This window comes from Methylophaga pinxianii, from assembly GCF_020447225.1.
Taxonomy (GTDB): Bacteria; Pseudomonadota; Gammaproteobacteria; order Nitrosococcales; family Methylophagaceae; genus Methylophaga; species Methylophaga pinxianii.
The window spans coordinates 21,219-34,669 of sequence record NZ_JAJAEO010000166.1 but is presented as its reverse complement, the minus strand read 5'-3'; the positions used below and the strand labels follow the sequence as shown (position 1 = coordinate 34,669).

General features: G+C 44.9%; 13 protein-coding genes. 3 read left to right on the top strand and 10 right to left on the bottom strand.

The annotated features are described in order from the left end of the window. Positions 1-7 precede the first annotated feature (7 nt). Positions 8-610, top strand: a complete 603-nt coding sequence (locus LGT40_RS07175) for a nitroreductase family protein (protein WP_226074674.1) — start codon at positions 8-10, stop codon at positions 608-610. A 4-nt stretch (positions 611-614) separates the two neighbouring features. On the opposite strand, the gene LGT40_RS07170 is transcribed toward LGT40_RS07175, so the two are convergent. The 10 genes from LGT40_RS07170 to LGT40_RS07125 all read right to left on the bottom strand — a co-directional run bounded on the left by LGT40_RS07170 (position 615) and on the right by LGT40_RS07125 (position 12,324). After that, entirely contained in the window at positions 615-1,652 is a 1,038-nt protein-coding gene (locus LGT40_RS07170) for a GGDEF domain-containing protein (protein ID WP_226074676.1), read from the bottom strand. Positions 1,653-1,676: 24 nt separating this feature from the next. After that, positions 1,677-2,888: an argininosuccinate synthase gene (locus LGT40_RS07165; RefSeq protein WP_226074678.1), complete on the bottom strand. Its 1,212-nt coding sequence runs from the start codon at positions 2,886-2,888 to the stop codon at positions 1,677-1,679. 50 nt (positions 2,889-2,938) lie between these two features. Continuing rightward, positions 2,939-3,706, bottom strand: coding sequence for a DNA adenine methylase (locus LGT40_RS07160; protein WP_226074680.1), 768 nt, complete (start codon positions 3,704-3,706; stop codon positions 2,939-2,941). Between the two features lie 124 nt (positions 3,707-3,830). After that, positions 3,831-5,624: a dihydrolipoyl dehydrogenase gene (gene lpdA / locus LGT40_RS07155; RefSeq protein ID WP_226074682.1), complete on the bottom strand. Its 1,794-nt coding sequence runs from the start codon at positions 5,622-5,624 to the stop codon at positions 3,831-3,833. Next, positions 5,621-6,943, bottom strand: a complete 1,323-nt coding sequence (gene aceF, locus LGT40_RS07150; protein ID WP_226074684.1) for a dihydrolipoyllysine-residue acetyltransferase — start codon at positions 6,941-6,943, stop codon at positions 5,621-5,623. The genes lpdA and aceF overlap by 4 nt, the downstream gene beginning before the upstream one ends. 3 nt (positions 6,944-6,946) lie before the next feature. Further along, positions 6,947-9,601, bottom strand: a complete 2,655-nt coding sequence (gene aceE / locus LGT40_RS07145) for a pyruvate dehydrogenase (acetyl-transferring), homodimeric type (protein WP_226074686.1) — start codon at positions 9,599-9,601, stop codon at positions 6,947-6,949. 179 nt (positions 9,602-9,780) lie between these two features. Next, complete coding sequence (msrQ, locus tag LGT40_RS07140; RefSeq protein ID WP_226074688.1) at positions 9,781-10,383, bottom strand: protein-methionine-sulfoxide reductase heme-binding subunit MsrQ; 603 nt, start codon at positions 10,381-10,383, stop codon at positions 9,781-9,783. Continuing rightward, entirely contained in the window at positions 10,383-11,339 is a 957-nt protein-coding gene (msrP, locus tag LGT40_RS07135) for a protein-methionine-sulfoxide reductase catalytic subunit MsrP (RefSeq protein ID WP_226074699.1), read from the bottom strand. Before msrP ends, msrQ begins: the two co-directional genes overlap by 1 nt. After that, positions 11,326-11,961 carry an HvfX family Cu-binding RiPP maturation protein gene (locus tag LGT40_RS07130; RefSeq protein WP_226074701.1) on the bottom strand — a complete coding sequence of 212 codons (636 nt, stop codon included), beginning with the start codon at positions 11,959-11,961 and terminating at the stop codon, positions 11,326-11,328. Before LGT40_RS07130 ends, msrP begins: the two co-directional genes overlap by 14 nt. A gap of 66 nt (positions 11,962-12,027) precedes the next feature. Next, positions 12,028-12,324 (bottom strand): HvfA family oxazolone/thioamide-modified RiPP metallophore, encoded by a 297-nt coding sequence (locus tag LGT40_RS07125; RefSeq protein ID WP_226074703.1) that lies wholly within the window; start codon positions 12,322-12,324, stop codon positions 12,028-12,030. 248 nt (positions 12,325-12,572) lie between these two features. Here LGT40_RS07125 and LGT40_RS07120 point away from each other — a divergent pair, with 248 nt between their 5' ends. Beyond that, positions 12,573-13,193 carry an RNA polymerase sigma factor gene (locus LGT40_RS07120; RefSeq protein ID WP_226074705.1) on the top strand — a complete coding sequence of 207 codons (621 nt, stop codon included), beginning with the start codon at positions 12,573-12,575 and terminating at the stop codon, positions 13,191-13,193. Between the two features lies 1 nt (position 13,194). Beyond that, positions 13,195-13,434 (top strand): zf-HC2 domain-containing protein, encoded by a 240-nt coding sequence (locus LGT40_RS07115; RefSeq protein WP_226074707.1) that lies wholly within the window; start codon positions 13,195-13,197, stop codon positions 13,432-13,434. Positions 13,435-13,451 lie beyond the last annotated feature (17 nt).

Sequence of the window (13,451 nt, the reverse complement as noted above, 5' to 3'; positions counted from 1 at the left end):
CAAAACCATGGATATAAAACAAGCGATTCAAACTCGTCGCTCGGTCAAACACTATGACCCTGCACATCAAATGACCGAAGCCGAAATAAAAGAATTGATGGAGCATGCCATCCTTTCACCAACGGCATTCAATATTCAACACTGGCGTTTTGTCCGTGTTCAAGATGCTGAAAAACGTCAGCAAATCCTGGAAGCCGCATGGGGACAGGCGCAAGTTGTCGATTCTTCATTGTTATTGGTACTTTGTGCCGATTTGAATGCCTGGGAGAAACAGCCAGAACGCTATTGGCAGCATGCCCCTGAAGCAGCACAAAATGCCATTCTTCCCGCCATTGAAAATTACTATGCCAACCATCATCAAGGTCAGCGTGATGAGTGTGTTCGATCAGCTAGTATTGCAGCCATGAATATTATGTTGATGGCAAAAGGCATGGGGTATGACACCTGCCCAATGGATGGTTTTGACTTTGATAAAGTCGCCCGCATCATTAATTTACCGCATGATCATATTATCGTGATGATGATTACTGTGGGTAAGAAGCTCGAAGACGCACGTCCCCGAGCGGGTCAACTTCCACTGGAAGAAGTATTTTTTACAGATAGTTTTTAATTAATTAAATAATGGGTGGCGGCGCATCACACACAGTGTTGCGTCCGCTGCGTTTTGCTAAATATACGGCCCGATCCACACGTTGCAGAAAGCTATCCACCCCTTCCCCTGAAACATAACGGGCAACTCCAAAAGACATGGTGATCGCACCAAGGGGCTCGTGAGTATCTTTACGCTGAATCCGTTTACTGGCAATGTCCTGTCGAATCGATTCAGCAAGTTGACGAGCATTTTGCATACTGGTGTGGGGCAGAATAACCGCGAACTCTTCACCACCGTAGCGAGCAACGAGATCGCGTCCCTTCAAAGATTTTTTCATCAGTTCGGCAATGACTTTTAATACCTGATCGCCAACTAATTGCCCATGCTTTTCATTGATTGCACTGAACAGATCTACATCAGAAAAAATAACGGAAACATCCATACCATTCACATCAGCATCATGTGTCAATTTAGCAATAAGTTCGTCAAAGTGTTTGCGATTCGCCAACCCCGTCAGACTATCTGTAATCGCTTCACGACGGGAATCACTTAATTCTTTCTTCAACGACGCAACTTCTGTCATAGCACCGCTTAACTGTTCGTTCAGCAATTCACCGGAAGAAACCGCTAAACGGGTTTCAATCAGAACTTCTTCGATCAAGGTGTGCAATTGCTGACGATTTAAATCTGGTTGCAGACGACTTAACATGCTTTGTAAATGGCTATTGCTGCGATCGGTTGTGGTAACTCCCGTATAGACATAATGCAGAACTTGCTTCAGTAAACGCGCCAGTTCATGACGCATTTCAAACATTGCAGCGCGGTCTTTATCATCATCAAAAAACTGCTCATGTAATAATCTGCTTTGTTGAACAGTCAGTTTTCCGGTTAACTCAATTTCTCTATCAACCGCTTCCACCAAAGCCAAATTGGTGCCAGAAACATACTCAAACCATAAGGCATAATTGGCCGGTGTTGGAGAAATTTCATATTGCTTCATTTTAGAGAGCGCCAACCGCATCCATTCAGCTGTACGCTCTTCATTCTCACTGTATTTCATAAATACTCCGGCAAATCCATGTGCCTATTTTTTCTTCTTCCCTGCAATTTTTAATCTGAGAGCATTTAGCTTAATAAAGCCTTCTGCATCTTTCTGATTATAGGCACCGGCATCATCTTCAAAAGTGGCAATAGATTCATCAAACAGGCTGTCTGTAGCAGACTGTCTTCCTACTACAATCACATTGCCTTTATAGAGTTTGATTCTGACATCACCGTTCACACTGTTCTGTGATGCATCTATCATTGCCTGCATCATCAAACGTTCAGGCGCCCACCAATAACCGTTGTAAATCATGCTGGCATAACGTGGCATCAATTCATCTTTTAAATGCGCCACCTCACGATCTAATGTTAATGACTCAATGGCACGATGTGCACGTAACATGACGGTCCCGGCCGGGGTTTCGTAGCAGCCACGGGATTTCATACCAATATAACGATTTTCAACAATATCCAATCGTCCAACACCGTTTTCACCAGCGACCTTATTCAGATAAATCATTACCTGGGCAGGAGTCATACGCTCACCATTAATGGCGACAATATCCCCTTTCTCATAGCTCAGCTCGAGATAAGTTGCTTTATCAGGGGCATTTTCAGGTGAAACAGACCAGCGCCACATGCTCTCTTCCGCTTCAGCCCATGGGTCTTCAAGAATGCCGCCTTCATAAGAAATATGCAGCAGATTGGCATCCATCGAATAAGGTGATTTTTTACCTTGTTTCATCTCTACCGGAATACCATGTAATTCCGCATAATCCAGCAATTTTTGGCGTGACAATAAATCCCACTCACGCCAAGGAGCAATAACCTTAATATTTGGATTTAAGCCATAGGCACCCAGCTCGAAACGAACCTGATCATTGCCTTTACCGGTTGCACCATGCGAAACGGCTTCAGCCCCCGTTTGAGCAGCTATTTCGACCAGACGTTTGGCAATTAATGGGCGGGCAATCGAAGTACCTAACAGATATTCGCCTTCATAAATGGCGTTGGCACGGAACATTGGAAAAACATAATCACGAGCAAATTCTTCGCGCAAATCTTCAATATAAATTTCTTTAATACCCAACGATTTGGCTTTAGCACGAGCAGGTTCAACTTCTTCGCCCTGACCAAGGTCAGCGGTGAAGGTAACCACTTCACATTGATATTTGTCTTGCAGCCATTTGAGAATAACGGAAGTATCCAGGCCACCTGAATATGCAAGGACGACTTTTTTGATGTCAGACATGGGGGAAGAAATCCTGTATCGAAGAAATTTAAAATAGATGCGTTATTGTATCAAAATCCGCGTAAAGCAAGCACTTCTCTTGCTGACTGACGTTTATTTCCTTTACAACTGATCGTGCGAGGTGCATCAAGATATCTCAGGCTAAATCCCAGCTCACGATAAAGCTTTTTAATTTTATCCGTAGCCTGGTTGGATAACACTACTGGACCATCATGTTTTGCCAGCCATTCAGCCAGCCTTACCTGATCATCCCAATCAAAACCTTGCTGAGAATATTGTCGGAAAGGCACATCATAAGGCGGGTCAGCGTAAATAAAATCATTTTGCTGGATCGTTAGATTGGCAAAATCAGTGTTGCTAAATTCCCACTGGCTTAAAACTGCTTGGTAGGACGCAAAATCATCTACGTAATTGATGGTTTTATACCGACCGAATGGAACGTTATATCCACCACTCTTATTAAACCGGCATAAACCGTTATAACCGGTTCGATTCAGATAATAAAATAACTGGGCCCGCTCAACTTCATTATGTGCAGCAATATCATTGAACTGTTTACGATACTGGTAATAAAGCTGTTCATCATTTGCCAGTGGCAAATCGATAGTCAACCCCTGTTGTAATTGACGGTAAAAATTAATCAGCGCTGGATTTAAATCGTTTAATAAAGCTTGCTGAGGATTTAAGCCCAGAGCAACAGATAGACCACCACAAAAAGGCTCAACCAGCCGATACTCTGGAAACTGTTTCCACAACTTTAATAACTTGGGAATTAACCAGCGTTTGCCACCGGCCCACTTTAAAGGCGGTTTAAGCACAGAGTTCTCTCTGGTCATGGCTGAGTTATCACTGGCTGGATCCGCGGCATGAAAGGCAGTTTATCACTGATTAAGATTAAAGCTGTTCAGAACAACTATAGCGTTCTGAACAGCTGAGATTGGCTTATTTACTGTGTAATGTTTTACGTGGAGGCATCAAATCCGTGATATTACCTTCGGCCATTTCGGCCGCGAAGGCAAAGGTCTCAGATAAGGTTGGATGTGGATGAATACTCAGACCTATGTCTTCAGCATCTGCTCCCATTTCCAGCGCCAATACCGCTTCTGCGATTAATTCACCGGCATTGGGACCGACGATTCCGGCGCCGAGTAAACGACCGGTTTCCTTATCAAATAAAGCTTTGGTCAGACCCTCATCGCGATCTACGCTCAAACTGCGACCACTTGCTGCCCAAGGGAAAGCGCCCTTCACATATTCGATACCCTGTTTTTTGGCTTCATCTTCGCTAAGCCCCATCCAGGCAACTTCTGGATCAGTATAGGCAACCGATGGAATGGTCATGGGATCAAAGGCTACTTTTTTACCAGCGATATGTTCGGCAGCCACTTTACCTTCATGTGTCGCTTTGTGTGCCAACATTGGCTGGCCGACAATATCACCTATCGCATAGATATGCGGCACATTGGTCTGCATCTGCTGATTGACTTCAATAAAGCCATAATCATTGACTGTTACGCCCGCGGCTTCTGCATTAATCAATTTACCATTGGGTGAACGGCCAACCGCAACCAGAATCTTGTCATAAGTTTGTGGTTCCGGCGCATTATCCCCTTCAAAGGTAACCTTCAAACCGGATTTTAATGCTTCAATATTGCTGACTTTGGTTTCCAGGTAAATTGCTTTGTATTGTTTCTGAATATGATTATGCAAAGGTTTGACCAGATCCTTATCAGCACCAGGAATCAAACTATCCTGCAATTCCACCACACTGATTTCAGAACCCAAAGCGTTATAAACGGTAGCCATTTCCAGGCCGATGATACCGCCACCAATCACCAGCAGTTTTTTGGGAATATCTTGCAACTCCAAAGCATCTGTGGAATCCATCATGCGTGGATCATCATTGGGGAAAACCGGAATTTTAGTGACGCGAGAACCCGCGGCAATAATGCAATTATCAAAACTGATAGTTTTGACACCATCACCTGAGGTTACTTGCAAAAGATTGGATGCGGAAAATTGTGCTTCACCATGCACAACAGTTACTTTGCGCTGTTTAGCCAGGGCTGACAGACCACCCGTCAATTTGGAGACGATACTCTCTTTCCAATTGGCAACTTTACGAATATCAATTTTGGGAGCACCAAAGGTCACACCATTTTCAGCGATATGTTTTGCTTCATTTATTACATGAGCCGTATGCAATAACGCTTTTGATGGAATACATCCGACATTCAGGCACACGCCACCAATGCGTTGATGACGCTCAATCAAAATCACCTGTTTACCCAAATCTGCAGCACGAAACGCGGCCGTATAGCCACCAGGACCAGAACCTAAAACAACCACTTCAGCGTGCATATCTGCATCGGTTGGAATCTCGGACTTAACTACAGGTGCAGCTTTGGATTCGTCCGCTGGCTTTTCTGTTTCAGTAGTTTTTGGTTTGCCCGCTTCAGGTTTAGGCTCAGCGGGCTCTTCCTCAGTTGATGAATCCGCTTCACTTTCAACTGAGAGTATCACATCGCCTTGAGCAACTTTATCACCTACTTTGACGTTTATTGACTTGATGACGCCAGCAGCTGAGCTTGGAATCTCCATCGCGGCCTTATCAGATTCCAATGTGATAATGTCTTGGTTTTCACTAATCGAATCCCCTTCTGAGACCAGGATTTCAATAATTTCCACCGCATCAAAATCACCGATATCGGGTACTTTGACTTCAATCAAACTCATAACAAGACCTTTCTGATATCCGACAACATCTGATTAAGCATCACGGTAAACCGTGCGCCAGCAGCACCATCAATCACCCGATGATCGTATGAAATCGACAATGGCAACATCAGTCGTGGTTCAAACTCCTTACCATTCCACACCGGTTTCATTTGGTGACGACTGACACCCAGAATAGCCACTTCAGGGGCATTGACGATCGGGGTGAAAAATTGCCCCCCAATACCACCCAGACTGGAGATAGAGAACGTTCCGCCCTGTAAATCCTTCGCTGTTAATGTGCCTTCACGAGCCCGTGCACTGATTTCGCCCAGTTCGCCGGCCAGTTCCAGAAAACCTTTTTTATCCACATCACGAATCACCGGTACCATCAAGCCATTAGGGGTATCAACCGCTACACCGATGTTGTAGTACTTTTTATAAATCAGGCTTTGTTTGTCTTCACTTAACGAAGCATTAAATTCGGGATACTGCTTAAGACAGGCGACCACAGCTTTCATAATGAAGACTAATGGCGTTAAACCAACCCCTTTCTTAGCCGCCATTTCTTTATTTTCCTGACGGAATTCTTCCAGCTCAGTAATATCCGCTTCGTCAAACTGTGTCACATGGGGAATATTTAACCAGCAAGCGTGGAGATGTTTGCCAGAGATTTTTTTGATTCGTGATAGTTCTTTCGTTTCGATTTCACCAAACTGTTCAAAGTTAATGACTGGAACAGATGGAATGCCCGAACCCTCTGCTGCTTTAGGTGCAGGAGAGTTCATGACCTGTTTAACAAAGTTCTGTACGTCTTCTTTAGTGATACGGCCTTTCTGACCAGTACCCACAACACCGGCAAGTGGCACCCCTAACTCACGGGCAAACTGTCTGACTGAGGGCGATGCATGTGAGGTTTTCTTTGCAGAGCCGGTATCGGGTGCGTAAGGCAAGGTTTCTGTTCTTTCTGCTTGTGGAGCAGCCATAGTTGCTGCTGGCGCTGGCTTGCTTTCTGGTTCGGCAGGTTTTTCTTTTTCTGCAGGTTTGGCTTCGGCAGTTTTCTCAGCCGGTTTTTCTGCTTCACTGCTGGAACCTGAATCATCTGATTCAATCAGAGCGATAACAGAACCTTCACTGACCTTATCACCTACTTTTACTTTCATTTCTTTGATAGTGCCTGTCAACGATGATGGAATTTCCATCATCGCTTTGTCGGACTCTATGGTGATGACTTCCTGATCGGCATTAATTGAATCACCTTCAGCAACAAGCACTTCAATGATTTCAACGCTATCAAAATCGCCAATATCCGGGACTTTTAATTCGATTAAATCTGCCATGTTTTAAACCTTCACTGGATTTGTTGCGTCAGCATCAATGTTGTATTGCTTGATGGCTTTTGCGACCACATCGTATTTAATAGTGCCTTCATCAGCCAGCGCGCTAAGTGTCGCAACCACCACATGATAGCGATCGACTTCAAAGAAGCTGCGTAATCTTTCACGCGTATCACTGCGACCAAAGCCATCGGTGCCCAACACAACATAACGTTGTTTGATCCAGGGACGTAATTGCTCCGCATAAAGACGCATATAGTCGGTAGACGCGACAACCACACCATCCTGATCATCCAGGCAATGTGAAATATAGCTGCGTTTTTTCTCAGCTGTCGGGTGCAGACGGTTGTAGCGATCAACATCCATACCGTCACGAACCAGTTCGTTCACACTGGTCGCACTCCAAACATTGGCAGAGACATTCCAGTCTTTTTCCAGCATTTCAGCAGCCGCTTCTACTTCACGCAGAATGGTGCCACTGCCAAGAAGCTGTGCTTTAACTTTATGTTTTCCGCCAGATTTAAGCTGGTAGAGACCTTTGATAATGCCCTCTTCCGATCCTTCAGGCATCGCAGGATGGGTGTAGTTTTCATTCATCGCAGTGATGTAATAGAACACACCTTCCTGCTTCTCGTACATCCGACGCATGCCTTCATGCACGATAACGGCCATTTCATAGGCATATGTTGGATCGTAACTAATGCAATTAGGAATAGTGTTTGCCAGAATCAGACTATGTCCATCCTGATGCTGCAGACCTTCACCATTTAATGTGGTACGTCCTGCGGTGCCACCAAGCAGGAAGCCTTTAGCCTGGATATCACCAGCCAGCCAGCATAAATCACCAACCCGTTGGAAACCGAACATCGAATAGTAAATATAGAACGGCACCATATTCACGTTGTAGTTGGAATATGCCGTTGCTGCAGAGATCCACTCCGACATGGCGCCAGCTTCATTGATACCTTCTTCAAGGATCTGGCCTTTGGTATCTTCGCGATACCACATAACTTTGCCAGAATCTTCCGGTTCGTACTTTTGACCCGATGACGAGTAAATACCAATAGAACGGAACAGGCCTTCCATCCCAAAAGTACGTGCTTCGTCCGGCACGATAGGCACAATGTTTTTGCCAATTTTCTTATCACGAATCAAGGCGGTTAACACACGCACGAAAGCCATGGTGGTAGAAAGTTCGCGATCGCCGCTGTCTTTAAGCACCGCATCAAAAATACTTAATGGCGGGATTTCCAGTGCGGGTGCATTGTGATTGCGTTTGGGAATAAAGCCGCCTAACTCCTTGCGACGTTCCAGCAGGTATTTTTTCTCTGCGCTGTCATCATCAAGTTTAATGTAGGGGATTTGTTCAATTTCATCGTCAGGAATAGGAATATTGAAACGGTCACGAAAGCGTTTCATGTGTTCCAATTCCATTTTTTTCTGCTGATGCGTGGTGTTCTGACCTTCACCTGCCTGTCCCAGACCATAACCTTTAACAGTTTTAGCCAGGATAACAGTTGGTTGCCCCACATGATCCACCGCTTGTTTATAAGCAGCATAAATCTTCCGCGGATCGTGGCCACCACGACTTAAGTGCCAGATATCTTCATCCGTCATATCTGAAACCATATCCAGTAATTCTGGATATTTACCAAAGAAGTGCTTACGTACATATGCACCGTCTTTGGCTTTGTAATTCTGGTATTCGCCGTCGACGACTTCTTCCATGCGTTTCAGCAACCAGCCATCCGTATCGCGAGCCAGCAACTGATCCCAACCGCTGCCCCAGATGACTTTCAACACATTCCAGCCGGCACCACGGAACAAGGCTTCCAGTTCCTGAATAATCTTACCGTTACCACGCACCGGCCCATCAAGACGTTGCAGATTGCAGTTCACCACAAAAATCAGGTTATCAAGCTTTTCGCGACCCGCCAGGGTAATTGCACCCAAAGACTCCGGTTCATCCATTTCACCATCACCCAGATAGGCCCAAACATGGCGACCTGAGGTTTTAGCAATATCACGATGATGCATATACTTCATGAATCGCGCTTGATAGATAGACAAGATAGGACCCAGTCCCATAGAAACTGTTGGGAACTGCCAGTAATCTGGCATCAACCATGGATGCGGGTAGGAAGACAGACCTTTGCCATCCACTTCAAAACGGAAGTTATCAAGTTGCTCTTCCGTCAGACGACCTTCGAGGAAGGAACGAGCGTAAATACCGGGAGCGGAATGACCTTGAACAAACACCATATCGGCGCCTTCTTCATGATCATCACCTTTGTAGAAGTGATTAAAACCCACATCGTAAAGTGTTGCCGCAGAGGAAAAACTTGCAATATGACCGCCGACAGCGCCAGGTTTCATATTCGCTTTGACTACCATCGCCATCGCGTTCCAGCGGATATACGATCTGAGCTTATGTTCCATTGCCTGGTCACCAGGAATACGCTCCTGCTGGTCCACCGGAATGGTATTAACATAAGCGGTATTGGCACTGTAAGGCAGATTCACACCGCTACGGCGCGCCTTATCAATGAGTTTTTCAATAATGTAATGGGCTTTTTCGTCACCGGCAGCTTCCAGTACAGACTCCAGAGCGTCCAACCATTCTTGCGTTTCTTGTGGATCGTGATCGACAAAATCAGTCATATATACCTTCTTAAATCTCAACGCGATAAATTACAGCCGCACATTGTAACAGTTTTTGTTTAATTGACACTCCGACAGGAAGACAAAAGCCCGCCACAGCGCCATTCTGGCAAGAAAATCAAAACCTTGTGGAGATTATTAATTCAACTAAAAAGCTGATATCGCCAAGCGAATTGGCTTCAGGAACCTGCTGCTTGATGACGCCGACGCTGGCCAACCACTCTGAAACCCAGTAACAAACTAACGATTAATAAATATATTAACGGCTCGGTTTTATCCTGCTTGACCAGCATATAAAAATGTACGGAAGAAAGCACGACAATCAGGTAAATTAAATAATGTAATTTTTTCCAACGACGCCCACCGAGCCTCTTTATCATCTTATCGGTCGAGGTAATGGTCAATGGTATCAATAGTAAAAAACTGATAAATCCTACCGTGATAAATGGTCTTTTGATGATATCCACCCAGATTTCCTGCACATCAAAGAACTGATCCAGTCCAATATAAAGCAGCATGTGCAGGCTGGCATAAAAAAAGGCAAACAAGCCCAGCATACGACGAAAGCGAATGAATTCATTGATGCCCGTCAGTTTACGTATTGGCGAAATCAATAAAGTCACCAAAATGAAACGTAATGCCCATAATCCGGTGTCTCGGGTCACCGCTTCAATCGGATTAGCACCTAATTGGTCAGTCAGTAGCGCATAGCTTAACCAGATAAATGGCAGCAATGAAATACAAAAAACCAGTGCTTTGAGTCTGGTGAGGTGCTTTTTCATTAGAAATAACGTTTTAAATCCATTCCGCTGTATAACTCGGCAACCTGATCACCATAACCATTAAACATAAGCGTTTCGCGTTTGAGGAATTCGCCAATACGTCTTTCGCGCCGTTGACTCCAGCGTGGATGATCTACCTCCGGGTTTACGTTGGAATAAAAGCCGTATTCACTTGCGTTAGCCTGTACCCAGGCGGTTAACGGCATTTTTTCAACGAACCGAATTCGCACTATAGATTTGATACTTTTAAAACCATATTTCCAGGGCACAACCAAACGTATTGGCGCCCCGTTCTGTCCCGGCATCTCGCGTCCATAGAGCCCCACCGCAAGCAAGGTCAAGGGATTCATCGCCTCATCCATTCGGAGACCTTCCAGATAAGGCCAATTCAGGACGCGGCGGCGTTGCCCGGGCATTTGCTCGGGATCGTACAACGTTGTAAATTCAACAAACTTGGCTTTGGAATTTGGTTGCGCCTGCTTCAACAGATCCGCGAGTGGAAACCCGACCCAAGGTATCACCATTGACCAACCCTCAACACAGCGCAAACGATAAATCCGTTCTTCCAACGTCTGAGATTGAATCAACTCGTTGTAGTCATATTGCCCCGGTTTATCGCACTCACCATCAATGTTAATCATCCAGGGTTCACTACGATCAGGAAAGTTAGCCGCTAATGCGGATGGGGATTCCTTATCCGTACCAAACTCATAAAAATTGTTATAAGTCGTTATGGATTCATAGGTAGTCAGTTTTTCCTCAGTGGAAAATCCGCTTTGCTGTAAATTCTCAAAAGCTGCCCCGGTCGGCTCTTTTGCAGCAAAGCTTAATGGCATTGCCGTCGCGGCAGCCAAACCAGCTGCACCATTAATGAACTGTCGACGGTTTAAATACACTTGATAATCAGTGACTTCTGATTCAGGAATTTCCCACGGATGTTTTTTACGAATCCACATGATTCACCTCATCTGACATGTAATGTTTGGCTAGCCAGTAATCAACACTGATATATCGACCCGCCCCAATAAAGAATAACGCCAGCAACATGACAAAATAAGTTGCGGCAAACTCTATTCCGTTATTGAGTACAACAAAGCTGCCATGTTCCGTCAGCCAGCTATAATTGCCATGTTCTTGCAAAATTGATTTTGCTCGATCTAACCGTTCGATTGCTCCGGCAGCGTTATCCGCAGCAAAAGCACTCATGGGATCGTGAATCGCTTGCCAGCCATTTTTCCAATGCACACTGAAGGCAGCAACCAGCATAGTGATCATTAAAGGAATGCTGATCCAGCGAACAGCAAGTCCCAGCAGTAACAGGATGGCACCAAAATATTCTGCGGCCCAGGCCATATAAGCCATTATTTCAGGAAACGGTAAACCCAAGCCCCAGTCAGGATTGGCAAACCAGTCTATGGTGTTTTGTAACGAACTCTCGGAATTAAATGGATTCCATTTATTATTGGCAGCTACCCAGAAAACCGGTATCAGGTAAGCTCTCAGTAATAAAGTGGCCAGAAAGTCCACTTGGCGCGTGGTATTCAACAACCGTTGCAGTTTTTTAAATAGCTCAGACATAGTGATTATCCCTGGAGGAAAAACAGGGGCCTTAGCCCCTGTTTTTTTGATGAATTGCAACGAATATTATTTGTTACCGCATTTAGCTTCGCCACATTTGCCTTCAGCATCTTTTTTGCTATCTTCGCCACACTTGGCTTCACCACATTTACCCTCAGCATCTTTTTTGCTGTCTTCACCACACTTTGCTTCACCACATTTGCCTTCTTCGTGATGTTCCGCCAACTGCATGTAGCCATGCGTTAATTCAGATGATTGGAAAGGGTTAGCGGTATCCGCCATAGCTAATGGTGATAATGACAAACCAGCTGTCATTGCTGCGCTGGCTGCTAATGCGAAAGATGATTTTTTGTTCATAGCCATGTCTTAAAATCCTTATAGGTTTAGTTTGTGTCAACCAGTCCCTCAGAACCGGTCTCGCTAACATAGACTGACGAAGGATTCGTTTGTTACAAAGAATTATCAAATTTGCTCAATCAGCTGCTTTTGCCTGCTTTCTCCAATAATTTTCTCTTGAATGCCTACCTCACATACTTTATTAATGTGTTTGGGAAAAAGTGCCACACAAGGTTTAACAACTTCACACAACCCTATGCAGGATTGGTTAAAGGATGAGCATAAAGGCTGATCCGCCTCCGTTAAAAACAGAGGCGGAGTTAATTAAAGGCATGCTTGCAGGTGAGTCATCTGCATTTGAGATGACAGTCGCTTTGTATCACAACCGTATGTTGACCATTGCCAGAGCGATTATCGGTGAAGCCTTTGCGGAAGAGATTGTGCAGGATGCATGGCTTTCTGCCATCCGCTCACTGAATGAGTTTGCTGGCCGCAGCAGCTTGCAAACCTGGTTAATTCAAATCACCGCAAATGCCGCAAAAACAAGATTACGAAGGGAAAAACGTCAGGTCTCATTAGATGAAAACTGGCAACAGATCGAGTCAGATGATCTGTTTGATGCTTCCGGCCATTGGCGAGAGCATATTTCAGAATGGGATTTGGAAACACCTGAAGCCATCCTTGCCAACGATCAGCTGAGTGACATCATCCGCCAGACCTTTGAAAAATTGCCAGCACAACAACAAGCCGTTCTCACGCTCTATGACCTGGAAGGCGAAACAATGCCACAAATTTGTAACATTCTGGGCATCTCTGCGTCCAATGCCAGAGTGTTGTTGCATCGTGCTCGCTCAGTGATCCATCAACAAATTCATCAATATCAGGAAAACGACTAATATGCTCAAATGTCGTGACATCGAATCAATGGCAAGTGAATATCTGGACAAGAACTTGTCCTTACGGCAGCGTATGGCGTTTAAAATGCATTTATTTCTTTGCCATAACTGCCGCAATTACATCAGACAATTACGCACAACCATTGAGAGCATTCGTTTGATGCCACAAAAACAACCTATCGTGATTGATCAGCACGTTAAAAACCTGGCTCAACAGCTAAAAGATAGCACCCAAAAGTAATATTTTCAGACTCGGTC